Raw genomic sequence first — 24,328 nt, 5'->3', positions numbered from 1 at the left:
TGACTTCGTTGCGCCGTCACTTCGCCTTGCGGATCATCTCGGTGGTGATCGCCCAGCGCTCGTGGTCCCGCCAGGCCCCGTCGATGTAGAGCATGTGCGGCGAGTAGCCCTCCAGGCGGAAGCCGCAGGAGCGGGCGAGGGCGATCGAGGCGGCGTTGCCGGGCTGCACGTTGACCTCCAGCCGGTGCAGCCGCATCCCGCCGAAGGCGTACCGCACGACGAGCCCGAGCCCCTCCCGCATCAGCCCGCGCCCGGCGGCGTGGGCGAAGGCCCCGTACCCGAGCGCCCCGCTGAGGAAGGCGCCCTCGACGATGTTGTTGATGTTGATGTATCCGGCGATGGCCCCGCTGTCCTTCTCACACACCAGGAACCCGACCTTGGTCGGGTCCTCGATCAGCCGCTGCGCGAAGGCCGCGAACCCGCTCGCGCTGTCCGGTGGGAACAGCCACGGCTGATGCAGTTCCTTGCTCTCCCGGGCCCGGGCCGTGAACTCGGCACCGTCCTCGTAGGTGAGGTGGCGTATGCCCACGCGAGGGCCCTCGACAAGGAATCGGGATGAGGTGTGCGGCATCCCGTCACCCTACGACGGGCTAGCTTCTGCGCTTCATGAAGTACGCCCCGCACAGGGCCCCGATGAGGCCCGTGGCCAGCAGCGCCGTCCACAGCGGCATGGTCACCTCGGGGATCAGCAGTCTGATCTTGGTCTGGCCGGTGTTCTCGAAGATGAAGATCAGGGCGAGGACGGCGAGCAGCAGGACGACGATCCTCGCGGGCGTCACCGCGCTGCTCCTGCCGCCGGCGCCACTGCCGCTCTCGGATGTCTTCGGGCTCATGCGACCAGGGTGAGCCCGAAGCTCCTCGCCCGCGATCCGGGCGCCGCCCCCCGGGTGACTCAGCCGCCCACCGCCGGCAGCTCCAGCACCCCCGTCTGCCCCCGCCCGCTCACCACGGTCACCGGCTTGATCCCCCGGTTGCCGAAGTACGCGTCGTCGCTCGCCGCGACCACGAACCGCAGCCGGTGCCCCTGCTCGTACCGGTGGACGATCCCCGGCAGGGTCACGGTGAAGCTCCGGGTCACGTCGGGCACCCGGACCGGTGCGACCAGCCGGTGGACCAGGGTCTGGGTGCCGTCGGGCGCGACGTCGTACAGCTTGGCGAACAGCACGAGCTTGTCGGCGGCGTTCCCGGAGTGCTGGGTCCGCTCGGCCTGGGGCGAGACGACCTTGAGTGTGGCCCTGGGCGCGCCCACGACGTCGGTGGTCCGGGCGAGCGGTTCGCTGGTCCAGCCGAGGTAGGTGCCCTGGGTGTCGTAGGGCGCCGGGTCGGGCAGTCCGACGATCCCGGCCAGCGAGCTCTCGGAGTGGCTGCTCGGGACGAGCCAGTTGGTGTACGTCCGGCTGCCGCGCGTCACCTTGCGGCGGTTGTCGACGAGCTTGCCGTCGCCGGACAGGTAGAGCTTCTGGCTGAGCACGGGGAGGCTGCCGGCGGTGGCGTAGGTCCCGTTCGGGTCGGTGATCCAGTCGCGGTAGTAGGCGAACGCCGGGCCGGTGTCGGTGGTCTTCTGCTCGCGCAGATAGCGGTCGAACCAGGCGAGGACGCGCTTGCCGACGTAGCTGGACTCCAAGTTGCCCTGGCTGAGGTTGAGTTCACCGGCGGCCTGGCCCCCGCTGTGCCCCCAGGACTGCCAGATCATCTTGGTGGTCGTGCCCTGCGCCTTGAGTTTCCGGTACGTCGCTGTCGCCTCGTTGAGGTTGAAGAGGCTGTCGGCCTGTCCCTGGACGAGGAGCGTGGGCGCCTTCACCCGGTCGAGGTAGGTGACCGGGGAGACGCTGCGGGCGTAGGCGAGGAGGTCGGCGGTCTCGGCGGCGGGGTAGCTGCCGGAGTTGAGGGTGCGCACGGTGTCGCAGGCGTCGGTGACGAAGTGCAGGCAGCCGAGGGAGTTGATGCGGGACGGGTCGAGGTTCACGGTGGTCAGGGGCTGGCTCTCGCCGATGAGGTAGAAGCCGTTGGTCCACTGCCACTTGAAGGCGCCGGGTACCTCGCGTGCGGCGCTGTTCGGGTCCAGGGCGTACGCCAGGTCGTTCCAGGTGATCATCGGCACGAGCGCGTCCACGCGGTGGTCGACGGCGGCCGTGGCCAGTTGGACGGCGCCGCCGTAGGAGCCGCCGATCATGCCGACGCGCGGGTCGCCCTTGCTGTCGAGGGTGACGAAGTCGGCCTTGGTGCCGTCGTCGGCGGCCCGTGTCCCGGCGAGGAAGTCGATGAGCCGGGAGGCGGCCCGGCCGTCGACGGCCGGGTCGTCGAGCGAGATCAGACAGCCGGAGTTGCCGAAGCCGAGGCCCGAGTAGACGAGCGAGACATAGCCGCGTTCCGCGAAGGCCTTGCCGATGGCGTCCGTGGAGCCGTCGGACTTGCTGCCGCCGAAGCCGTTGGTGGCGAGCACGGCGGGCGCCCGGTCGACACCGGTGGGCCGGTACAGATCGGCGTCGATCGTGCACGTACGACCGCCTGCCCGGACGGTGAACTTCAGTGCGGTGACGGTGTACTGGCCGGTGGCGGGGGCCGGTGCGGCGAAGGTGGCGCCGAGCAGGAGAGCGAGCGGAACGCTGTAGCCGAGCACACGACGGGACACGAGACCTCCACGCTGAGGACAACCCGACCTACCAACCGGTACGTACCGGCCGGTAGCCATGGTGTGACACGTGTCAGACCCGGTCAATCACCGGGACGGGGGTTTCTTGACGGAGATTCAGCGGAGGGCGGGTTCCCTGAGGGTCAACGTGGCGCTGTCGGCGTCGAGTTCGGCCGCCACCCCGAACGGGATCGTCAACGCCCCGTCACCGTGGCCGAATCCGAACTCCTCCACGACCGGCACCCCGAGCCCGCCGAGCCGGTCGACGAGCACCGCCCGCACCCGCGCATACGGATCGCAGTCCTGCCAGGAACCGAGCAACACCCCCCGCACCCCGTCCAGCCAGCCCGCGCGCAGGAGTTGGGTGAGATAGCGGTCGAGGCGGTACGTCTCCTCCCCCACGTCCTCCAGACAGAGCAGCCCGCCGCGCGCGGAGGGCCGGGCGTGCGGGGTGCCCAGGTCGGCGGCGAGCAGACACAGACACCCGCCCAGCGTGACGCCTCGGGCCCGTCCGGAGACCAGCGGTGTGCCGCCGGAGGCGATCGTGCGCACCGTCTCCGGGGCGAACAGGGTGGCCTTCAGATGGTCCTGGGCGCGGGTGTTCTTGATGAAGTCGATACCGGCCGCCATCGGCCCGTACAGCGTGGCCAGGCCGAGCCGGGCGGCGAACGCCTCGTGCAGCACCGTGATGTCGCTGAAGCCGACGAACACCTTGGGCCCGGCCGCCCGCATGGCGTCCCAGTCGAGCAGGTCGATCATCCGCTGCACGCCGTAGCCACCCCGCGCGCACAGCACCGCGTCCACGGCCGGATCGCACCAGGCGGCCTGGAGGTCGGCGGCGCGGTCCGCGTCGGTGCCCGCGAGGTAGGTGAACTCGCCGTGCCGGTCCAGCACATGGGGTGCCACGACAGGGTCCAGATCCCAGCCGCGCAGCACGTCGAGCCCGGCCTGCAACCGCTCCTCGGGCACGGGACCGCTGGGCGCGACGACGGCGACCCGGGCGCCGGCGGCGAGTCGGGACGGCCGGACGAGTTCTCTCACTTGCTGAGCTCCAGGGTCGGGATGCCGGGCGGGTTGAGCACGAAGACCTGCGCGTACAGGGAGAGTTCGGCCTCCAGGCACCTGATCATGGTCTCCGCCCGCCGGAACCCGTGTCCCTCCCCCTCGAAGGCGAGGTAGGCGTGCGGCACCCGGCGCCCCTCCATCCGGGCCAGGAACCGCTCGCACTGGGCGGGCGGACAGATCACGTCGTCCAGGCCCTGGAGCAGCAGGAAGGGCGCGGTGATCCGGTCGGCGTGCTCGGTGGGCGAGCGCTCCGCGTAGCGTGCGGGGACCTCGGCGAGCGGGCCGACGAGCGTCTCCAGGTACTGCGACTCGAAGTCGTGGGTCTCCCCCTCGCCCCAGCCGGCCAGGTCGAGGATGGGGTAGACGATGGTGCCGCAGGCGTAGACGTCGGTCGCGGTGAGCGAGGCGGCCGCGGTCCAGCCGCCGGCGCTGCCGCCGCGGATCGCGAGGCGGTCACGGTCGGCGGTGCCCTCGTCGGCGAGGGCGAGCGCGACGGCCGCGCAGTCCTCGACGTCGACGACGCCCCACTGCTCGCGCAGCCGGTTGCGGTACGCGCGGCCGTGCCCGGTCGAGCCGCCGTAGTTGACCTCGGCGACACCGATGCCGCGGGAGGTGAAGTAGGCGATGGACAGGTCGAGGACGAGGGGCGCCCGGCTGGTCGGACCGCCGTGCGCCCACACCACGTACGGCGGCAGTTGGGCGCCGGGGGCGACACAACCGGGGTGGTGGGGCGGGTAGATGTGGGCGTGGATCTCGCGTCCGGCGGGCCCGGTGAAGGTGCGGATCTGCGGCTCGGGGTAGTACGCGGGGTCCACCGAGTCGTCGTGGCGGGCTCCGATCACCCTCGCCCGGCCGGTGCGGGTGTCCAGCTCCACCACCTCGTGGTCGCTGCGCGGGCTGGCCCCGACGGCGACCACCCGCTCGCCGAGGACCGCCAGGGTGGGCGCGAACTCGGTCCAGGGGCCGGCCGCGTCGACGACCTCGGCGCTCTCCGGGTCCAGTATCCCGAGGGCGGTGGCGCCCCGGCCGTGCACGACGGCGATCAGGCCACTCTCCAGCGGGGCGAACCAGCGCTGCCCCAGCTTCCACAGCGGCCCGCCGAACTCCTCCTCCCGCGGGCACAGCGGCTGGCCGTCGCGGTAGAGGTTCCACCAGCCGGTGCGGTCGCTCGCGTACAGCAGGGCACCGTCGTGGGCCCAGTCGACCTGGGCGATGGACTCGTCGGGTCCGCCGGCGACCGTGCGGGCGGCTTGCAGGGCGCCGTCCTCCCGCACCTGGGCGAGGACCAGCTCCGTGCCGTCCCAGGGCATCCGCGGATGGTCCCAGCCGAGCCAGGCCACGTGCCGCCCGTCGGGTGAGATCCGGGGTCCGGTCACGAACCGGTGCCGGGCCTCGGTCAGTTCCCGTACGGCGTCCCGGTCCTGGGCGGCCGAACCGTCCAGCGGCACGGCGGCGAGGACCCGGCGGACGTCGGTGGGCCCGTCGCCGGTGAACTCCTCCAGGACGCACCACACTTCACCCCGGTCAAGGAGCACCACCGGGTCCGCCCAGCGCAGTCCACCGCCCACCGGAGAGACGGGGGTGAGCGGACGCGGGTCGCCGCCGGGCTCGTACCGGTACAGGCGCTGGTCGGCGAAGTTCACGAAGACGACGAGCGGTCGGCCGTCCTGAACCACACCGGCCCAGGGCTGCCCGCCGTACTCGATGACCCGGCTGCGGACGTTCCACGGCGCCGGGAGCACCGACTCCTCGCTGCCGTCGGCGTGACGTCGCACCAGCGTGCGCCGGCCGCCCTCGGTGGGCCGTGGCTCGGTCCACCACGCCTCGTCGCCGACGAGGCCCACCCACTCGGGGTGCCCGTCGTGCGCGGCGGCGAGGGCCGCGTCGATGGGCGAGGGCCACGAACCGAAGGGCAAGGTCTGCACGTCGTCCCCCATGTGCCTAGGCGGTGCGCAGGAACCGGTCGAGGACGCGGACGCCGAAGTGCAGCGCCTCGACCGGGACCCGCTCGTCCACACCGTGGAAGAGAGCCTGGTAGTCGAAGCCCTCCGGGAGCTTCAGCGGCGCGAAGCCGTAGCCGGTGATGCCGAGGCGCGAGAACTGCTTGGCGTCCGTGCCGCCGGACATGCAGTACGGCACCACATGCCCCTCCGGCGCGAACTCCTCGACGGCCGCCCGCATACGCGCGTACGTCGGTGAGTCCAGCGGTGCCTGGAGGGCGACCTCGCGGTGGTGGAACTCCCACTCGACGTCCGGTCCGGTCAGCCGGTCGAGCGTCGTACGGAACTCGTCCTCGCCACCCGGCAGATACCGTCCGTCGACGTACGCCACCGCCTCCCCGGGGATCACGTTGAGCTTGTAACCGGCGTCCAGCATGGTCGGGTTGGCGCTGTTGCGCACGGTCGCCTCGACCAGCTTGGCGGCCGGTCCCAGCTTCTCCAGCAGGGTGTCCACGTCGGTCAGGTCCGGCTCGATGCCGTACAGGACGGCGAGTTCGGTGAGGGCGGCCCTCACCGTCTCGGTGATCCGCAGCGGCCACTCGTGCTCGCCGATGCGGGTGACGGCGGCGGCGAGGCGGGTGACCGCGTTCTCCCGGTTCACCTTGGAGCCGTGTCCGGCCCGGCCGCGCGCGGTGAGCTTCAGCCAGCCCGTGCCCCGCTCACCGGCCGCGATGGGGTAGAGCTGCCGTCCGGCGCCGTCGTGGAAGGTGAACGCCCCGGACTCGCTGACGCCCTCGGTGCAGCCCTCGAACAACCCGGGGTGCCGGTCGGCGAGGAAGCCGGAGCCGTCCTCGGCGCTGGCCTCCTCGTCGGCGGTGAACGCGACCACGACGTCCCGCCGGGGCCGTACGCCCTCCCGGGCCCAGGACCGGACCACGGCGAGGATCATCGCGTCCATGTTCTTCATGTCGACCGCGCCCCGGCCCCACACGACGCCGTCGCGGATCTCCCCGGAGAAGGGGTGCACGCTCCAGTCCCGGGCCTCGGCCGGCACCACGTCCAGATGACCGTGGACGAGCAGCGCGTCCGCCGACGGGTCGGTGCCCTCGATGCGGGCGACGACGTTCGTACGGCCCCGGGTCCGCTCCAGCAGCACCGGTTCCAGGCCCGCCCCGGCGAGCCGCTCCGCCGCGTACTCGGCGGCCGGGCGTTCCTGGCAGTCGCCGCCGCCCCGGTTGGTGGTGTCGATGCGGATCAGGTCGGACGTGAACGTCACGACCTCGTCCAGCGCCTGCCGGTCAGCCATACTGCTCCTCCACCGCGGCCGAGACGATCGTGGTGACCGCCTTGAAGGCACGAATTCCCTCGTACATGGTGGCGCTGGTGTACGCCACCTTCCGCTCGCCGATCCGCTCCACGCCCGGCACGACGGTCGCCGCCTGGGCCAGATGCTCGGCGTCGAACTCCAGCGCGATCGTGAACGGCCCGGCGTCGAACGGTTCATGACGTACCGCCAAGGCCGCCGCCTCCTTCGCCGCCGCTCGGATGTCGGCAGCGGTCCTGGCCGGCGTCCGGCACACGGCGGCGTAGCGCGAGACATGGTCCTTGACCGCGACCTTCAGCGCCTCCGGCGCGTACCCGAGCGCGTCCTCGCAGGCCACGTCGTCACCGGTGACGAGGACCACGGGTACCCCGTACTCGGCGACCACGCGCGCGTTGAGCAGCCCTTCGCTGGCCCGTTCGTCGTTCACCCACACACCGGTGATGGAGTTGGCGAGATAGGTGTGGGCGAGGACGCCCTCCATGCCGGCGCCCGCGTGGTAGCCGACGAAGGCGATGCCGTCCACGTCGCCGTGCTGCACGCCCTCCACCATGGACAGCGACTTGTGCCGTCCGGTGAGCATCTCGGCGCGGTCGTCGAGGTGCTCCAGGAGCAGGTTGCGCATGGTCCAGTGCGCCTCGTTGATCAGCACTTCGTCGGCGCCGCCGTCGAAGAAGCCCAGCACGGCGGCGTTCACGTCCGAGGTGAACATCGCCCGGCACCGCTCCCACTGCGGTGTCCCCGGCAGCACGTCGGCCGGCCAGGTCACACCGGTGGCGCCCTCCATGTCGGCGCTGATGAGGATCTTCATGGTGCTTCACGTTACGCGCTGTCGGCGCTCCGGTTCAGGTCCATGCTCAGCTGATCTCTGTGGCGGCACACTTGCCGGGGTCGGAGAATCGATCCAGGAACCGCAGTTGAACCGATGGAAGAGGGACGACCGATGGTCGAGCAGGACGAACGATTCGATGTTGTCGTACTCGGCGCCGGACCCGGCGGCTATGTCGCCGCCGTCCGGGCCGCCCAGCTGGGCAAGCGGGTCGCGGTCGTCGAGGAGAAGTACTGGGGCGGCGTCTGTCTGAACGTGGGCTGCATCCCCACCAAGGCCCTGCTGCGCAACGCCGAGCTGGCGCACCTGTTCACCCACGAGGCGAAGACCTTCGGCATCAAGGTCGACGGGGAGGTCTCCTTCGACTACGGCGAGGCCTTCCGCCGCAGCCGCAAGGTCGCCGACGGGCGGGTCAAGGGCGTCCACTACCTGATGAAGAAGAACAAGATCACCGAGCTGGACGGCCGCGGCACCTTTCTCGACCCGCACACCCTCCAGGTCACCGGCTACGAGGGCGACACCCGGACCATCGGCTTCGAGCACTGCATCATCGCGACCGGCGCCACCCCCAAGCTGCTGCCCGGCACCAAGCGCAGCGCGCGCGTGGTGACCTTCGAGGAGCAGATCCTCGCCGACGATCTCCCGCAGTCGATCGTCGTCGCGGGTGCCGGCGCCATCGGCATCGAGTTCGCCTACGTCCTGCACAACTACGGCGTGAAGGTCACGATCGTCGAGTTCCTCGACCGCATGGCTCCCCTGGAGGACGCCGAGGTCTCCGCCGAGCTCGCCCGCCAGTACCGCAAGCTGGGCATCGACGTCCTCACCTCCACCCGTGTCGACGCCATCGACGAGTCCGGCCCCCAGGTCCGGGTCACCGTCACCGGCAAGGACGGCGCGCAGCAGGTGCTGGAGGCCGACAAGGTGCTCCAGGCCATCGGCTTCGCCCCGAACATCTCCGGCTACGGCCTGGAGAACACCGGTGTCGCCCTCACCGAGCGCGGCGCGATCGACGTCGACGGGCGCTGCCGCACCTCCGTGCCGCACCTGTACGCCATCGGTGACGTCACCGCCAAGCTGATGCTCGCGCACACCGCGGAGGCCATGGGCATCATCGCCGCCGAGACCCTCGCCGACGCGGAGACCATGGAACTGGACTACGCCATGATCCCGCGCGCCACCTTCTGCCAGCCCCAGATCGCCAGCTTCGGCTACACCGAGGCGCAGGCCCGGGAACTCGGCTACGACGTCAAGGTCGCCAAGTTCCCGTTCACCGCGAACGGCAAGTCGCACGGCCTCGGTGACACGACCGGCTTCGTCAAGCTCATCAGCGACGCCAAGTACGGCGAGCTCATCGGCGGCCACCTCATCGGCCCCGACGTCACCGAACTCCTCCCCGAACTCACCCTGGCCCAGCAGTGGGACCTCACCGTCCACGAGGTCGCCCGCAACGTCCACGCCCACCCGACACTGAGCGAGGCCGTCAAGGAGGCGATCCACGGCCTGGCCGGCCACATGATCAACATGTGAGCCCCCCGCCGGGCCCTTCGGCCTGCGCCCCGCCGCCCACGCCACACGGCCTCCAGCGGGCGCCGCGCCCCCGGGCCCGGCGGACCCACCCCCCACCCGACGAACGCCACCCAGCCCCCGCCCCCAGCCCTCCACCCACCACACCACACAAGCCCCAGCGAACGCCCCCACACCCCCGAGCCCAGCCAACCACCCCCGCACAGCACTGCATACCGGCGGACGCCACGACAGCCCCGGGCCCTGCTCCACCAGCCGCGCCACACCGGGCCGGCCCCTGTGCTCCGCGGGCCGCCCGGGCACCGGCCCGGGCGGTCGCCTGTACCTCCCCCGACCCGGCCCGCGGACGATCCTTCCGGGGCCTGTCGGCGGGTTTCGTCAGGGCGTTCGGCCCACGACCTGCCACTTGGAGGGCAGTTCGATCCGGGCTCCGTCGGGCGTGTACTCCGTGGTGGTGAGCGGCAGTTCGCCGTTCGCCAGGACCGTCAGGCCGGCCGCCCGCAGATACTCCGGGACCGCCGCGTCCGAGACCTCGCCGGGGGCGATGCCGTGGCGGAAGATCGGGGCGAGTTTGGGCGGCGGTCCCGAGGGGCTCAGGGCCAGGCCCAGCAGGACCGGCTTGGCGGACTCGGAGAGTTCGACGAGGAAGGCCCGGCCGCGCTCGCCGAGCAGCGCGGCAAGGCCGTCGACGAAGGGCTGCCGGTCGTCGGGCTCGCACTGGTGCAGTACGCCCCGCACATAGACGTTGGCGTCGCCGAGTTCCGCGTGCAGTGACTCCGCCTCGCCCTTCTCGGCGGCGTCGAGCACCCGGTAGCCGGCCTGTCCCGCGGGGTCGGCGTGCCGGGCGTGCTCCACGGCGGCCTCGGACAGGTCGACGCCGAGGACGTGCGGGAAGCGGTCGGCGAGGAAGCGGGTCTGGGTGCCGTTGCCGCAGCCCAGGTCGACCAGGGGCAGCCCGGGGTCGGTCAACTGGGGCTCGAACAGGGCGAGATGGAGGCCGACCGTGAGCGCGGGCTCCGCGTCCCAGAACACCGCCCCCGGCTCCTCTGGGGCCTCCCGCCAGAAACCCTCCCAGGCCTCCCGGTACCGACTCGTCACGCTCATGCCCAACTCCCCAGGGTGCGAAGGCGGCCCGCCGCGCCTGACGGGCCAGTACGGTCTATCGCGCCCTGGTCACGGCTACAAGCGCCGAGCGCATTCCTTCACTCCTCGTACGAGCCGTGCACGCCCCCGGGCGCCCCGCGCGCCCCGGAGGGCCGTCACCGTCGCGGCAGCGTCAGTTCGAACCAGACGGTCTTGCCCGCGTTGGTCCGGCTCGTGCCCCACTCCCGCGCCAGGGTGCTGACGATCCGCAGCCCGCGCCCGAACTCGTCGTCGGGCCCGGCATTGAGCAGCGTCGGCAGCTCGTGGTCGTCGTCGTCCACCTCGCACAGCAGCGTCTCGCCCCGTACCAGACGCAGCACGAGAGGGCGGCTGTGCGAGTGCCGTACGGCGTTGGTGACGAGCTCGCTCACCATGAGTGCGGTGGTGTCGGCGAGGCGCCCCAGCCCCCACTCGTGCAGCTGTTCCCGCACGGTGGCGCGCGCCCGGCGGACCTCGATCGGATCGAGGGCGAGCCGCCACTCGGCGACGTCCTCCGGCTCGATGCCGTTGAGGCGGGCCATCAGGAGGGCGACGTCGTCCTTGCGGCCGCCGCGGGTGTTGAGTGCGCGGATGATGGTGTCGCAGGCGTCGTCCATCGACGCGGCCGGGTGGGCGGCGGACTCGCACAGCGTGGCCAGTCCCACGCCGATGTCCTCGCCGCGCACCTCGACCAGTCCGTCGGTGCACATCACCAGCCGGTCGCCGGGCCGCACCGGCACCCGTACCGCCTCGAAGGGCACTCCGCCGACGCCGATGGGCGCGCCCGTGGGCAGGTCGAGGAGCTCGCTGCGGCCGTCGTCGGCGCGCACGATCACCGGTGGGATGTGGCCCGCGTTGGCGATCTGCACCTCGCCGGCGATCGGGTCGTACACGGCGTACAGACAGGTCGCCAGATAGGTGTCGCCGAGCCGCTGGGCGAGGTCGTCGAGGTTGCGCAGCAGCTGGGCGGGCGGCAGGTCCATGGCGGCCATGGTCTGCACGGCCGTACGCAACTGGCCCATCATCGCCGCCGAGTTGAGGCCGTGCCCCATGACGTCGCCGACGACGAGGGCGGTACGGGCACCCGGCAGCTTCACCGAGTCGAACCAGTCACCGCCGACGCGTCCGAGCAGGGTGCCGGGCAGATAGCGGGTGGCGATGTCGCAGCCCGCCATGCGCGGCGGGATGTGCGGCAGCATGCTGTCCTGGAGGGTCTCGGCGACGGACTCCTGGTACGTGTACATGCGCGCGTTGTCCAGCACGAGGCCCGCGCGGGCGGCGAGTTCGGCGCCGGTGACCCGGTCCATGTCGTTGAACTCGACGCGCTCCGGGTGCCGCAGCAGGATCATGAAGCCGAGGACCACATTGCGGGCCTTGAGGGGTACGACCAGCATCGACCGGCCGGTGATCAGCGGCCGGATGTCGCGCTTCTCGAACTGCGAGGCGATCATGTGCCCCATCTGCTCGCTGATGCGCGGCACGAGGACGGGCTGACCGCTGGTCATGCACTGGAAGAACGGGGTGTGCGCGGGGAACGGCATGGCCTCGCCGACCGGTACGACGTCGTCCCAGCGGCCGGGTTCGTCGGTGTGCTCCAGGGCGACCCGGTGCCACATGGTGGTGGTGTCCGGCACGCCCTCGGGGAACCCCTCGCCGGCGACGACCTGTTCGCGCAGATAGGTGCCGGCGACGTCGGTGAAGCGGGGCACGACGGCACGGCTGACCTCGACGATGGTGCGCGACAGGTCGAGGGAGGTGCCGATGCGTCCGCTGACCTCGTTGAGGAACTCCAGGCGCTCGCGCACGGCGGCGTACTCGAGGTCCTCGCCGTCGTCCGCCGCGATGTCCCGCGGGAGCGGCAGCCCGTCGGCCGCGGCGCGGGCGGCCCGCTCCCGGCGCGCCTTGCGCTCGGCGCGCCGCGGGACACCCCAGTCGGGGGTGACGGGCACCCGGTCGTTCTGGCTGAACTCCAGGACGGGATAGCCCAGTTCCAGAATCTGGGCGACGATCCGGGCGCCTTCCTCGACGCTCATGCTGGGCAGGATCTCGGGGAGCCTGCGGGCCAGTTCCTCGGCGCCGGGGAAGTCGGTGTGCAGGGCGAAGGCGGGGGCGATGCGTTCGACGGCCACGAGGTCGTCGGGGTCGTCGGACTTCAGGGCGTCCGCGTCGGCGGCCAGCACCAGCAGCCGCTCGTCTCCGGGGCCGATGAGGGGGTACGCCCACCACAGCACGTCGACGCGGCCCTGCTCCGCGACCGTGAGCCGGGCGCGGCCCGCGGCCGGGTAGAAGAGCCTGCCGTCGAGCGAGGACTCCAGGTCGGGTCCGAGCCCGTCGTGGTCGGCGTAGGCCCCGTAGGGCATGGTGTCTTCCTGGTCGGGCAAGGCTCCGGAGACCGGCAGCAGGTCGACCGCGGGGCGGCCGAGGGCCTCTTCCTTGGCGGCGCCGAACAGCCGTCGGGCGCCGCGGCTCCAGTGGGACACCAGGCCGTCGCGGTCCACCACGACCACGGCCAGCGGGATGCGACCGGCCACGGCGGTCTCCACCGCTCCGGTCCCAGCTCCGCGGCTGGGAGGCGTGTCCCTCGCACTGCCACGGTCCATGGCCCAGGCCCTCTCTCCCACGGCTCCGCAAAGATCTGTGTCGACCGTTCCACCGTACGGCTGCGCCAGGTGGTGATGTGCGGCAATACGGGAATTGACCCCGCCGCACCGACCACCGCGCGCCCCCTCGCGCTCCCCTCCCGGGACGGAAACCGCCGGTTGAGGGCACTGTGGGGTTACTGACGGGTTGCCCACGGCGGCGTCCGGTTTTTTCCGTGGCCGCCGTCCGGCCTTCTGCGTGGCCTCTGCTCAGTCCTCGTGCCCCAGTTGCAGATCCCGTTCCGTGCGGCCGCCGCCCGCCATCTGGAGGACGGTGGCGACCGGGGGATAGCCCGCGGCGATGACCGTGTACTCGCCGGAGGACAGGTCGACGAACCGGAACGTTCCGTCCGGGCCGGTGGTGAGCGTGTCCACGACGTTGCCCGCGGCGTCCAGCAGCGTCACGCGCGCGTCCTCGACGGGACGGCCGGCGCTCGCCCGTACCGTCCCGCGCAGCACGGCTCCGCCGGCGAGTTCGATGTCCTGCCGGGTCTCCCGGGCGGCCTGGACGGTGACGGGGAGCGCGGCCGGACGGAAGGCCGGGGCGCCGGCGGCGAGGGTGTACTCACCGGCGACGAGTTCGCTCATCACGTACCCGCCCTCGCGCCCGCTGCGCGTACTGGCGACGACCTCTCCGTGCACATTGGTGAGGGTGACGGTGGCGTCCCGCACGGTGGTGCCGTCCGCGGTCACCACGCTCCCGGCGAGGCGCCCGGCGCCGCCGAGGACCACGTCGAGTTCGACGGGCCGCTCACCGACGGTCACGGAGACGGCCTGCGGCTGGTGTCCGCCCGCCGCGGCGATCAGGACGTACGCCCCCGAGCCCGGTGTCGACAGCGCGTACCGCCCGTCCTCGCCGCTCGCGCCCCGGCCGATCTGCTGCCCGGCGACGTCGATCAGCGTGAGCGCCGCGCGCGGGACGACGGTTCCGTCGGGGTGCTGCACCGTGCCGCACACGGGGACTCCGGCGGCGTACGACGAACGGGCCTGCGGGATCGGCGTGTTCAGGGGGGCGGGCTCGGTTTCGGCGGTGTGGTGGGACACCAGTGGTTTCTCCTTGAGGAAGAAGGCGATGAGCAGTCCTACGACGAGGACCGGCACGAGGTAGAGGAAGATCCGCGGCATGGCGTCGGCGTAGGCGCGGATGTACGCCTCGCGCAGCTCGGGCGGCAGCGCGTGGACGAGCTGCGGGGTGATGGACTCGGCGTCGGGCAGACCCGCCGCCGGGGGCAGCCGCTTCGCCAGGGAGTCGGAGAGCCGGTCGGCGAAGAGCGTGCCGAAGATCGCCGCGCCGACCGAACCGCCGATCTGCCGGAAGTAGTTGTTGGCGCTGGTCGCCGTGCCGAGGTCGGCGGGGCGCACGGAGTTCTGCACGGCGAGGACGAGGACCGGCATCACCATGCCGATGCCGGCGCCGAGGACGGCCATCCAGATGCTGTAGTGCAGCCGGGGCGTGTCGACCTCAAGGCGGGACAGCAGCCACATGCCGAGGACGGAGAGCGCGCCGCCGAGGACCGGCCAGAGCTTGTACCGGCCGGTGTGGCTGATGAGCTGTCCGGCGATGACGGAGGCGCCGACGATGCCGCCCATCATGGGCAGCATCAGCAGCCCCGACTCGGTGGCGCTCGCCCCGTCGACCATCTGAAGGAAGGTCGGCAGATAGCTCGCGGCACCGAAGAGGGCGACGCCGATCACCAGGCCGACCAGCGCGGTGACGTTGAAGACCGAGTCCCTGAACAGCCGCAGCGGGATGAGGGGTTCGGGCGCGAAGTGCTCGGCGACGAGGAAGAGGACGGTGGCTGCCAGCGCGCCCGCGGCGAGTCCCAGGATGACGCGGGAGTCCCAGGCGTACTCGGTGCCGCCCCAACTGGTCAGCAGCACCAGGCAGGTGGACGCGGCGGCGAGAAGCAGCGCGCCGAGGATGTCGAGCCGGGCCCTGGTCCGTCGCTTGGGCAGTTTGAGGACGACGGTGACGACGGCGAGGGTGACGAGCCCGAAGGGGATGTTGATGTAGAAGCACCACCGCCAGGAGAGGTGGTCCGTGAAGTAGCCGCCCAACAGCGGCCCCGCGACGGAGGCGAGGCCGAACGCGGCGCCGATGAGGCCCATGAACCGGCCGCGCTCGCGGGGCGGCACGATGTCGGCGATGATCGCCTGCACACCGATCATGAGGCCGCCCGCGCCGACGCCCTGCACCGCGCGGAAGGCGATCAACTGGTCCATCGTCTGGGCTCGTCCGGCGAGGGCGGAGCCGATGACGAAGACGACGATCGCGAACTGGAAGACGCCCTTGCGGCCGAGGAGGTCGCCGAGCTTGCCGTAGACCGGCAGTCCGATCGTGGAGGTGAGCAGATAGGCGGTGATGGCCCAGGACATCTTGTCGAGGCCGTGCAGCTCGCCGACGATCTTGGGAAGCGCCGTGGCGACGATCATCTGCTCCAGCGCGGCGAGGAGCAGCGCGAGCATCAGCCCGACGAAGACCAACCGCACCCGGCGCGGGCCGAGTTCGGCGGCCGAGGCGGGATCGGGGACGGCGAGCCGCGGGGATTCCGGGACCGGTTCGTCCCGGAGGTCCTCCTGCACCAGAGTGGTCCCGCCCACGTGTCCGCTCCCCTCGCCGCGCCCACACAATTGCTGCCTAAAGCGACAACTACGAGCAAGCGCGACGAGTTACGGCAGACCGGCACCCGGTCGGGAGATCCACTCGATCCGGTGAGCGAGTCAACGCCCTCCGGACACGGGGGACTTGCCTACACGGGGGACTTACTTCTCGACCTCGGTGGCGAGGTTGGCGAGCACCAGGTCGTAGATCCGGCCGAGACCCTTGGGCGCGAAGGTCTTCTCGAAGAAGCCGCCGATCCCGCCGGCGCCGTTCCAGACGGTGGTCACGAAGACGCGGGACTTGCCCTCGCCGGCCGGGGTGACCCGCCAGGTGGTGACCATGGAGGAGTTGCGGTCCTTCTCGACGAGCTCACCGTCGGTCGGCTCGCTCACCTCCAGGAGGCAGTCGCGCACACGCTTGCTGGTGGCCTGGAGCTTCCAGTGGACGAGGGTGCCCTCGCCGTCGCCGCCCTCGCGCACCTCGTACTCGCTGAAGTGCTCGGGCAGCAGCTTCTGCCGCGTGCCGCTGTAGTCGGCGAGGGCGTCGAACACCTTCTCCGCGTCCGCCGCGACGACCCGCTCGGTAGTGGCCTCGACCTGCGCCATTGGAATCCTCCAGGACCTGGATTTCGGGGGTGGGGCCAAGCCAACCACCCCGGTCCCCGGCCGCCCAAATCGGGGTGGCACGATCAAGGGAACATGTGTTCTATTGTGGGGGCAGGCGCTACCGAGGAGGCCTCATGCGCTGGGAGAACCTCACAGAGTCCGAAGAGCACGGCAGGGCCGACGCCGCCCTGTTCGGAGCGGACGCGGTCACGAGCCGGACGATCGACACGCCCGAGTTCGCCGGCGTCACCTTCCACGAGATCAGGGCTCGATCGATCATCAACCGGGTGCCCGCGGTCTCCCGTATGTCCTTCCAGTGGACGGTGAACCCGTACAGGGGTTGTACGCACGCGTGCGTCTATTGTTTTGCGCGTAAAACACACAGTTATCTGGACCTCGACACCGGCCTGGGCTTCGACTCGCAGATCGTGGTCAAGGTGAACGCCCCGGAGCTGCTGCGCCACCAGCTCGGCTCGCGCCGCTGGCAGGGCGACCACATAGCGATGGGCACGAACGTCGACTGCTACCAGCGCGCGGAGGGCCGCTACCGCCTGATGCCGGGCATCATCGGCGCCCTCACCGACCACGCGAACCCGTTCTCGATCCTGACCAAGGGCACGCTGATCCTGCGCGACCTCGACCTGCTGAAGCGGGCCCACGCGGTGACGGACGTCGGCATCTCGGTCTCGGTCGGCTTCACGGACCCGGACCTGTGGCGCACGGTGGAACCGGGCACCCCTGCCCCCGAACGCCGCCTGGACGTCGTACGAGCCCTCTCCGAGCACGGCATCGGCTGCGGCGTCCTGATGGCACCGGTGATCCCGTTCCTCAGCGACGAACCGGCCCAACTCCGCGCCACCGTACGCGCGATCGCGGCGGCCGGGGCGACCTCCGTGACCCCGCTGGTGCTGCATCTGCGCCCCGGCGCCCGGGAGTGGTTCATGTCCTGGCTCGACCAGCACCACCCGTACCTGGTCCGCCGTTACGAGCGCCTGTACGCCGACGGCTCCTACGCGCCGAAGTGGTACCAGCGCCGGATCACCCGCCAAGTGCACGAACTGGCCCGGGAGTACGGCATCGGCCCCGCGGACACGGGTATGCCCCGCCGGATCACGCCGGTCCCCGAGCCGGACGTCCAGGAGCCGACTCAGCTGACACTGATCTGACGCGCCGGGGCGGGCACAATGGGCCCGTGAACGATGCCCTGCGCGCGGTGGTGTTCGACTTCTCGGGAACCCTCTTCGGGCGACTGTCCGGCCATGACTGGCTCTTCGACACGCAGGATCGCCCGGCTGAGGAAGAGCGGGCCCGCGCGGTCCACGCCCTGCGCCACCCGGCAGAGTTCGTGGACCGTATGACGCCGGCGCAGCTTCGCGACTGGGCGGACCGGGACCTGTCGCCCGAGGCCAACCACCGCGCCTATGGCACCCTGTTCCGGCTGGCGGGTCTGGGCGAGGCCGACTTCGCGCGGATCTACGGCCGCCTCAGCACTCCGTCGAACTGGCACCCGTACGAGGACACGCTCCCGGCGCTGGAGCGGCTCGCGCGGGCGGGCGCGCGCGTGGCTGTGCTGAGCAACATCTCCTGGGACATCCGCGAGGCGTTCATCCGGCACGGTTCGGATCGGTACGTCGCGCAGTATGTGCTGTCGTACGAAGAGGGCCGCGCCAAGCCCGACTTGGAGCTCTTCCGTGTCGCCGCCCGTCGGCTGGGCGTGGCCCCCGAGGAGTGCCTGATGGTGGGCGACGACCCGGTGTGCGACGGGGCGGCTCCGCGGGTCGGCATGGCCTTCGCGAAGGTGGCGACGGGGCCGGTGGGGACGCGGGGGCCGGTGTTGCTGGGGGCGTTGGCGCGGTACGGGTGGTGAGGGTCAGCGGGAGCGGAGGCGGGCTTCGGTGATGAGGGGGGTGATGTCGCCCATGGGCCCGCATTGGGGGCGGGTCAGGGCGTCGGAGATGTCCCAGGAGGAGAACTTTCCGGTCTGCGTCCCGGTGAGGGCGACGCGCCAGCCATCCAGCCAGAACACTTGTCGCACCGCAGCGCCCGGGTGGTGCAGCACCGTCACCCGGCCTCCCGCTGTCACGTCCCACAACTGCGCGGTCTCATCCAGGGAACCCGACAGGAGCAGTGCTCCATCGGGCGACCATGCAAGGGCGAGCACGTCTTGACGGTGGCCCATCAGGGGACGCCGTGCGACGAACCCGTCCTCTCCACGATCGAGCACGAGGACGGTGCCGTCCGTGCAGCCGACGGCGAGGGCCGTGCCCTCGGGGTGCCAGGCGAGGGCGGTGAAGACCTTGTCGCCTCGGTACTCGGCCACCGTGGCGTCGAGCGTGTTGACGGTGACGAGGTTGTCCTGTCCGGCAACGGCGAACTCCGCGCGTCGCGGGTGCCAGGCGACCGCGCTCAGGAAGCTCGCGTGCCGCGTCCATCCCGGCGGCGCCGGGCGGAGAGTGCCTTTGCGGTCGTAGACGCGCGGCAGCCACGTCCGGTCACGGGAGACCACGGCCAGCCACTCCCCGTCGGCGGACCAGCGGGCGTCGGTGACGGCGTCGTGGGCGTCAGTCAGTACGGCGGTCCTGTACAAGCGATTGGGCTGGCCCCAACCTTCCGGCGGCTCCCAGACCGACACACGGCTGCCGCCGCCTTCCACCACTGCGCAACGGGCCCCGTCCCCGGACCAGTCCACGGCATCCGGGTCGTCCAGGCCCTCGGCCTCGACCAGGCTCTTGCTTCGGCCGACGAGCCGTATGGCGTCGCGGTTGTCCAACTCGATCTCGGGGCTGATCCGCCAGATCCGTACGGTGCCGTCGTCCGAAGCGCTGGCGAGCCGATCCCCCCGGTGCGACCAGGCCACGTCGCACACTCCTTGGGCGTGCCCCTGGAAGACGTCCAGTTCCCTGCTGGCGCGCACGTACCACGTCCGCACCGTCGCGTCGGCCCCGGCGCTCGCCAGGCGGGTGCCGGAGGGAGACCAGGCCACCCTCCTGACCTGTTCCGTGTGTCCGTCGAGGCGGCGATCGGAGTACCCCCCGTGCGAGGGCGCCATGCCCACGTACACCTGGTTGTTCTGGTCTCCGGACGCCAGCTTGGAGCCGTCCACCGGGCTGAAGCGCACGGTCCTGACCGGCTTCCGCCGCATCGGGTCCCCCCAGTCCAGGTGTTCCACGCCCGCGTCCGGCGAGTGAACCTCGATCACCCCGTCCTCACGAGCCGTAGCCACCCGCCCATCCGCAGCGATGTCCGCATCCCACAACCGAACCGCACGCCCCTCCCCGTCCACGCTCAGGCACGTCCTGACCGGCTCTCGCCCCCTCCCCCGCGTCTCCCACACCCGCGCCGTCCCGTCCGCGCACGCGACCAGCACGTACCGCCCGTCAGGAGAGAACCGCACCGACCACGGCCGGTCGTCGAGCGGCACCACCCGCAGCTCGTCGCCCCCGGGCCAGGACCACAGCCGCAGCGTCTCGTCCGTCGCGACGGACGCGATCAGCTCACCGTCCGGCGACCAGTCCACGGAACGTACCCACCCCGGCCCGTCCCCCCGCGCCTCCCTGGCATGCCGAAACGTCGCCCGCACCACACCGGTGTCGGCATCGAGCACACGCACGCACCCGTCCTTGGACGCCGTGACCAGCAACGTGTCGTCCGGCGACCAAGCCACCCCCCACAGACCCGCCTCCTGAGCCCGGAAGCAGCGCAGTTGAGGGTGAGCCGCCATCGCGCGCCGCAGCAAGTGCCGCCAACCATCGAGGTCGGGCGCGTAGAGCAGCAGTCCCAGCAGCAGGTCACCCTGCGCCGAGCCATCCCCCGCCAACAAGCGCAAAACAGCGCGGGGATCGCTCTCGACCAGCAGCTCACCCCGTCTGACCTCGTCGTCCGCCGTGCGCTGAAGAGACTGCGCAACCAGGTCGAGCGCCGCGCCCGACAGGTGCAGGTCGGTCAGGGTGCCGTACAGCTCTGGCCACGCGGCGGTGAACGCCTCCTCCGTGCGCCCGGACAGCACCGACACCAGGCGCATCAGCCGCGAGGCAGGTATCAGTTGGTCCGGCTGCCGTCCGTAGCGGGCCCAGTCGACGGCCGTCTCCTCGATCTCCCGGCGTGCACGCAGGGCGTCATGGTCGCGTTCCAGGCTCTCCCTCAGCCGGGGCCAGTGCGCGAACAGGCTCTCGTGAGCGACCTCGAAGGCGTCCTCGCCGAGCTGGTCCCAACCGGTGTCGCCGGACCGCGCGCTCTCCACCGGATGCCGCACCGTCGTCAGCACCCGGCACTCCACGAACGGCCGCAGCAGGCGCAGTTCACGCTCCGGAAGGTCGTGCAGGGCCACGGGACGCCGGGTGTACTTGCCCGACTCGTCGACCGACACCAGCCGCCCCAGCGCCTTGAGCACCGCCCGTTCGGCGTCCCGCACGGTGCTGCGTTCCCCGTCGATGAGGCTGTCCCGGGCCACCCGGAACGCCTCCTCCGCCTGATCCATGAGGACCTTCTGCACGCGTCCCGAGGCCTCGTACTCGCCGCGGGTGATCTCCCGGGGCGGGCGTTTCCCGTCCGGGTTGACCTTCTGCCAGAGCTGCTGGAGCGCGAAGGCCAACAGGGGAAGGGCCTCGCCCGCCGCGTCCTCCTGGATGAGGCCGAGGGCCTGGTCGTCGAGGCGCCAGCCCAGTGTGTCCAGCGGCGCGTTGACGATCCGGGGCAGTTCGCTGCGGGCGAGCGGCTTCACGAGATGGTGGTCGCGCAGCAGCGGCTCGAACGCCTCGAACCGCATCAGCGCGTCCAGGAAGTCGGCCCGCACGGTGTACACCAGCCAGGTGTTCCGGCGTACCGCTTCGGCCAGGGCTGCGACGAGCAGCCCCGCGTCCGTGTCGGCCTCGGGCAGCAGCAGTTCCTCGGCCTGGTCGACGATCACGAGGAGGCGCGCGTCCGGTACGTGTGCGGGGATGCCGTCGAGGGTCTCGGCGAGGCCTTCGGGGCGTTCCCGTATCCGCTGGAGCACGAGTGGTCCGGTGTCGGTGTCGAGCCCGAGGTCCCGGCGTACCTCGGCGATGGCGTGCGCGAGGGCTGCGAGGCCACCGCGCGCGGGCGTCACCGGGCCCAGGACGATCCAGAAGGGGGCACTTCCGTCGGAAGCCACCGGGCGTTCACGCAACGCAGGTACCAGGCCGGCGCGTACGAGTGAGGACTTGCCCGCGCCGGAGGGCCCGATGACGGCCAGGGCACCGTTGCGGCGGCGGCCCAGCAGCGGGCGGCTGAGCGCGTCGATGTCCTCGTCGCGACCGAAGAAGACCCGGGCGTGCTCCTCCTGAAAGGGGTTCAGTCCCGGGAAGATGGCGGTCAGGGCTGCCCCGCGGGAAGCTCCGCCCTCGTCCAGCGCCTTCAGGATCGCGCGTTCGGCGTCCGCCATGGACCGCGGGTCGCCCGACGCGACCTCCAGCGCTTGCAGGGGGTCGATGAGGGCCCGGCCCGGGGCCCCGTCGACCCGGCACTCCACCACGGGCGCCAAGGGTTTGCGCTCCCGGAAGACGGAGACCTCCCAGACGCACCACTCGGCGGCGGAGCCCTCCGTGGTGACCACCACGAGCGCCTCCGCGGCCAGCAGGTTGCGCCGCAGTTCCTCGCGCCAGGGGTAGGAGACGGCGATGCCGTGGCCGGGCAACGCGTAGGCGAAGCAGTCCTCGTACCCGGCCGTCAGCAGGGCCTCGACGAGGCGATGGGCCGTGTCTGCGCCGTCGTCGGCGTGATAGCTGATGAAGACCCTGCCCATGACGCTCCCCCACGGCACACTCGGACTGGCGCATCATGCCCGGTGACGACCCGTCGGCAACCTCTTTTCCATGAACTGCGCAGGAGGCGGTGTGAAGCAGGACCACTTCGACGACCCCGACGCCCCGGCGGCCAACCGGCTGTGGCCGGTCGTCGGCGCCGTGGTGCGCGACGAGCCGGGCGATCTGCTGCTGATCGAACGGTCGGACGACGGGTACTGGGCGCTGCCGGGCGGGCTGGTCGACGTCGGTGAGTCGTTCACCCAGGCCGTGGTGCGGGAGGTGCGCGAGGAGACCGGCCTGGACATCGCCGTCACGGGGCTGGTCGGGCTGTACTCCGACCCCGGGCATGTCACCTCGTACGACGACGGGACGGTGAGCCAGGAGTGCTCGCTCGTCTTCCACGGGGCGGTCACGGGCGGCCGGTTGCGCACCAGCGAGGAGTCGCGCACCGTCCGTTTCGTCCCGCCGCGCGAGCTCGGCGCGCTGCGTATGCACCCTTCCACGCGGATGAGAATCACCCACGCTCTCGAACGGCGGGACGGTCCGTATCTCGGCTGAGGCCGCTCAGCCATTTCGGAGCCGAAGCAGTGAATTAAGCGATGAATCCGTTCCTCCGTGCCTCCTTTCCGGAACGATGCGGCGTGGACCGTGACACCCGCGGTCCGCCAACCTCCGTCCTGGGAGGACTCCATGAGAAAACGCGCAGCCGTGCTGTGCGGCGCCGCCGTCGTGCTGACCGGGAGCTTCACCGCCCTGCCCGCCGACGCGAGCGCACCGCGCACCGCGGACACCGCTCCGGCCGCGAAGCTCACCTGGAAGAGCTGCGGCACCACGAACTACCCGACGCTCCAGTGCGCGTCCCTCAAGGTCCCGCTCGACCACGACGATCCACACGGCCGGCGGATCACGCTCGCGCTGTCCCGTGTGCCGCACACCGCGAAGAAGTCCCAGGGCCCGCTGCTGGTCAACCCCGGCGGCCCGGGCGGCAGCGGTCTGACGCTGGCCGGCTTCGTCGCCGGCTCACTGCCCAAGTCGGTCGCGGCGCAGTACGACGTCATCGGCTTCGACCCGCGCGGGGTGGGCAAGAGCAAGCCGGCGCTCGACTGCAAGCCGGGCCACTTCAACCCCGTACGCCCCGACTCCCTGCCGAGCACGCCCGCGATCGAGAGGGCCAACCTCCAGCGGGCCAGGTCCTTCGCGGCCGCCTGCGGCAAGAAGTACGCCGATCTGCTGCCGTACATCAACACGGTCCAGGCCGTGCGGGACATGGACTCGATCCGTGCCGCCCTGGGCGCGAAGAAGATCAATTACTTCGGTTACTCCTACGGCACCTATCTGGGCGCGGTCTACGCCAAGCTCTTCCCGGAGCGCGTACGGCGCCTGGTCCTGGACTCGATCGTCGACCCGACCGGCATCTGGTACGACGACAACCTCGGCCAGGACTACGCCTTCAACGACCGCCATCTCGCGTTCATGGCCTGGGTCGCCAAGTACGACGCCACCTACAGGCTCGGCACCGATCCGGCGAAGATCGAGGCCAAGTGGTACAAGGTGCGGGCCCAGCTGGCGAAGAAGCCCGCGGGCGGGAAGGTCGGCGCCTCGGAGTTCGAGGACACCTTCATCCCGGGCGGCTACTACAACGGCTACTGGCCCTACCTGGCGGAGGCGTTCGCCGCGTACGTGAACGACAAGAACGCCGACCCGCTGGTCGAGGCGTACGAGAACTTCGCCGCCGTCGACGCCTCGGGCGACAACGGCTACAGCGTCTACACCTCGGTGCAGTGCCGTGACGCCGACTGGCCGCGCGACTGGAGCCAGTGGCGCGACGACAACTGGGCGGTGTACAAGAAGGCGCCGTTCATGGCCTGGAACAACGCCTGGTACAACGCGCCGTGCGCGTTCTGGCCGACCGGCTCCCTGGAGCCCGTGGACGTCGCCAACGGCGACCTGCCGCCGGTGCTGCTCTTCCAGGCGACGAACGACGCGGCCACCCCGTACCAGGGCGGCGTGATGGTCCACCGTCTGCTGCACGGCTCCAGCCTGGTGGTGGAGCAGGGCGGCGGGAACCACGGCATCACGCTGAGCGGGAACGCCTGCCTGGACAAGCACCTGGCGGCGTACCTGACCGACGGCACGGTGCCGCGCGGCGGCGGAGAGGTCGACGCGGTGTGCGACGCGCTGCCCGACCCGAAGCCGCTCGGCTCGACGTCGTCGGCGTCGCGCGGCTCGACACTGCACGGCATGCTCGGCTTCCGCGGCTGAGCAGTTCGGATCGACGGCCCGTCGG

General features: G+C 71.3%; 17 protein-coding genes. 5 read left to right on the top strand and 12 right to left on the bottom strand.

All coding sequences use genetic code 11. The features are described from left to right. Positions 1-16: 16 nt before the first annotated feature. The 7 genes from ACIHIX_RS08535 to ACIHIX_RS08505 form a co-directional block, all read right to left on the bottom strand. The gene (locus tag ACIHIX_RS08535) at positions 17-571 is read right to left on the bottom strand and encodes a GNAT family N-acetyltransferase (RefSeq protein ID WP_399951673.1); all 555 of its coding nucleotides are present in this window, start codon (positions 569-571) and stop codon (positions 17-19) included. A gap of 19 nt (positions 572-590) precedes the next feature. Then, on the bottom strand, positions 591-833 hold the full coding sequence (locus ACIHIX_RS08530) for a LapA family protein (protein WP_399951670.1): 243 nt from the start codon (positions 831-833) through the stop codon (positions 591-593). Positions 834-892: 59 nt separating this feature from the next. Beyond that, on the bottom strand, positions 893-2,632 hold the full coding sequence (locus ACIHIX_RS08525; protein WP_399951668.1) for a CocE/NonD family hydrolase: 1,740 nt from the start codon (positions 2,630-2,632) through the stop codon (positions 893-895). A gap of 117 nt (positions 2,633-2,749) precedes the next feature. After that, a complete protein-coding gene (locus ACIHIX_RS08520; RefSeq protein ID WP_399951665.1) occupies positions 2,750-3,673 on the bottom strand; it encodes an LD-carboxypeptidase in 924 nt (307 codons plus the stop codon). Continuing rightward, positions 3,670-5,634 carry a prolyl oligopeptidase family serine peptidase gene (locus tag ACIHIX_RS08515; protein ID WP_399951663.1) on the bottom strand — a complete coding sequence of 655 codons (1,965 nt, stop codon included), beginning with the start codon at positions 5,632-5,634 and terminating at the stop codon, positions 3,670-3,672. The genes ACIHIX_RS08520 and ACIHIX_RS08515 overlap by 4 nt, the downstream gene beginning before the upstream one ends. A gap of 4 nt (positions 5,635-5,638) precedes the next feature. Continuing rightward, entirely contained in the window at positions 5,639-6,943 is a 1,305-nt protein-coding gene (locus ACIHIX_RS08510; RefSeq protein ID WP_399951660.1) for a M20/M25/M40 family metallo-hydrolase, read from the bottom strand. Further along, positions 6,936-7,769 carry a M55 family metallopeptidase gene (locus tag ACIHIX_RS08505; protein ID WP_399951657.1) on the bottom strand — a complete coding sequence of 278 codons (834 nt, stop codon included), beginning with the start codon at positions 7,767-7,769 and terminating at the stop codon, positions 6,936-6,938. The genes ACIHIX_RS08510 and ACIHIX_RS08505 overlap by 8 nt, the downstream gene beginning before the upstream one ends. 132 nt (positions 7,770-7,901) lie before the next feature. Here ACIHIX_RS08505 and lpdA point away from each other — a divergent pair, with 132 nt between their 5' ends. Then, complete coding sequence (gene lpdA / locus ACIHIX_RS08500) at positions 7,902-9,314, top strand: dihydrolipoyl dehydrogenase (RefSeq protein ID WP_399951654.1); 1,413 nt, start codon at positions 7,902-7,904, stop codon at positions 9,312-9,314. 375 nt (positions 9,315-9,689) lie between these two features. On the opposite strand, the gene ACIHIX_RS08495 is transcribed toward lpdA, so the two are convergent. The 4 genes from ACIHIX_RS08495 to ACIHIX_RS08480 form a co-directional block, all read right to left on the bottom strand. After that, positions 9,690-10,415, bottom strand: coding sequence for a class I SAM-dependent methyltransferase (locus ACIHIX_RS08495; RefSeq protein ID WP_399951651.1), 726 nt, complete (start codon positions 10,413-10,415; stop codon positions 9,690-9,692). A gap of 155 nt (positions 10,416-10,570) precedes the next feature. Continuing rightward, the gene (locus ACIHIX_RS08490) at positions 10,571-13,033 is read right to left on the bottom strand and encodes a SpoIIE family protein phosphatase (protein WP_399951648.1); all 2,463 of its coding nucleotides are present in this window, start codon (positions 13,031-13,033) and stop codon (positions 10,571-10,573) included. A gap of 249 nt (positions 13,034-13,282) precedes the next feature. After that, entirely contained in the window at positions 13,283-15,673 is a 2,391-nt protein-coding gene (locus tag ACIHIX_RS08485) for an MFS transporter (RefSeq protein ID WP_399951645.1), read from the bottom strand. Positions 15,674-15,835: 162 nt separating this feature from the next. Further along, the gene (locus ACIHIX_RS08480; RefSeq protein WP_399951642.1) at positions 15,836-16,279 is read right to left on the bottom strand and encodes an SRPBCC family protein; all 444 of its coding nucleotides are present in this window, start codon (positions 16,277-16,279) and stop codon (positions 15,836-15,838) included. Between the two features lie 134 nt (positions 16,280-16,413). Between ACIHIX_RS08480 and ACIHIX_RS08475 the strand changes: the two genes are divergently transcribed. Both ACIHIX_RS08475 and ACIHIX_RS08470 read left to right on the top strand, forming a co-directional pair. After that, the gene (locus ACIHIX_RS08475) at positions 16,414-17,445 is read left to right on the top strand and encodes an Rv2578c family radical SAM protein (protein WP_399951639.1); all 1,032 of its coding nucleotides are present in this window, start codon (positions 16,414-16,416) and stop codon (positions 17,443-17,445) included. Between the two features lie 26 nt (positions 17,446-17,471). Further along, positions 17,472-18,146, top strand: a complete 675-nt coding sequence (locus ACIHIX_RS08470) for an HAD family hydrolase (RefSeq protein WP_399951636.1) — start codon at positions 17,472-17,474, stop codon at positions 18,144-18,146. A gap of 3 nt (positions 18,147-18,149) precedes the next feature. Here ACIHIX_RS08470 and ACIHIX_RS08465 read toward each other — a convergent pair whose 3' ends face one another. Further along, the gene (locus tag ACIHIX_RS08465) at positions 18,150-22,040 is read right to left on the bottom strand and encodes a TIR domain-containing protein (RefSeq protein ID WP_399951633.1); all 3,891 of its coding nucleotides are present in this window, start codon (positions 22,038-22,040) and stop codon (positions 18,150-18,152) included. A gap of 70 nt (positions 22,041-22,110) precedes the next feature. Here ACIHIX_RS08465 and ACIHIX_RS08460 point away from each other — a divergent pair, with 70 nt between their 5' ends. Together ACIHIX_RS08460 and ACIHIX_RS08455 are read left to right on the top strand one after the other, a co-directional pair. Next, the gene (locus ACIHIX_RS08460; protein ID WP_399951630.1) at positions 22,111-22,599 is read left to right on the top strand and encodes an NUDIX hydrolase; all 489 of its coding nucleotides are present in this window, start codon (positions 22,111-22,113) and stop codon (positions 22,597-22,599) included. Between the two features lie 132 nt (positions 22,600-22,731). Next, entirely contained in the window at positions 22,732-24,303 is a 1,572-nt protein-coding gene (locus ACIHIX_RS08455) for an alpha/beta hydrolase (RefSeq protein ID WP_399951628.1), read from the top strand. Positions 24,304-24,328: the final 25 nt, after the last annotated feature.

It is taken from the genome of Streptomyces sp. NPDC051913 (genome assembly GCF_044593635.1).
Lineage (GTDB): Bacteria > Actinomycetota > Actinomycetes > Streptomycetales > Streptomycetaceae > Streptomyces.
This window is presented reverse-complemented; position numbering and strand designations above follow the sequence as displayed.

Coding starts and splice junctions, on each gene's coding strand:
- ACIHIX_RS08535 (WP_399951673.1), bottom strand. CDS start 571: ATGCCGCACACCTCATCCCGATTCCTTGTCGAGGGCCCTCGCGTGGGC.
- ACIHIX_RS08530 (WP_399951670.1), bottom strand. CDS start 833: ATGAGCCCGAAGACATCCGAGAGCGGCAGTGGCGCCGGCGGCAGGAGC.
- ACIHIX_RS08515 (WP_399951663.1), bottom strand. CDS start 5,634: ATGGGGGACGACGTGCAGACCTTGCCCTTCGGTTCGTGGCCCTCGCCC.
- ACIHIX_RS08510 (WP_399951660.1), bottom strand. CDS start 6,943: ATGGCTGACCGGCAGGCGCTGGACGAGGTCGTGACGTTCACGTCCGAC.
- ACIHIX_RS08505 (WP_399951657.1), bottom strand. CDS start 7,769: ATGAAGATCCTCATCAGCGCCGACATGGAGGGCGCCACCGGTGTGACC.
- lpdA (WP_399951654.1), top strand. CDS start 7,902: ATGGTCGAGCAGGACGAACGATTCGATGTTGTCGTACTCGGCGCCGGA.
- ACIHIX_RS08495 (WP_399951651.1), bottom strand. CDS start 10,415: ATGAGCGTGACGAGTCGGTACCGGGAGGCCTGGGAGGGTTTCTGGCGG.
- ACIHIX_RS08490 (WP_399951648.1), bottom strand. CDS start 13,033: ATGGACCGTGGCAGTGCGAGGGACACGCCTCCCAGCCGCGGAGCTGGG.
- ACIHIX_RS08480 (WP_399951642.1), bottom strand. CDS start 16,279: ATGGCGCAGGTCGAGGCCACTACCGAGCGGGTCGTCGCGGCGGACGCG.
- ACIHIX_RS08475 (WP_399951639.1), top strand. CDS start 16,414: ATGCGCTGGGAGAACCTCACAGAGTCCGAAGAGCACGGCAGGGCCGAC.
- ACIHIX_RS08465 (WP_399951633.1), bottom strand. CDS start 22,040: ATGGGCAGGGTCTTCATCAGCTATCACGCCGACGACGGCGCAGACACG.
- ACIHIX_RS08460 (WP_399951630.1), top strand. CDS start 22,111: ATGAACTGCGCAGGAGGCGGTGTGAAGCAGGACCACTTCGACGACCCC.
- ACIHIX_RS08455 (WP_399951628.1), top strand. CDS start 22,732: ATGAGAAAACGCGCAGCCGTGCTGTGCGGCGCCGCCGTCGTGCTGACC.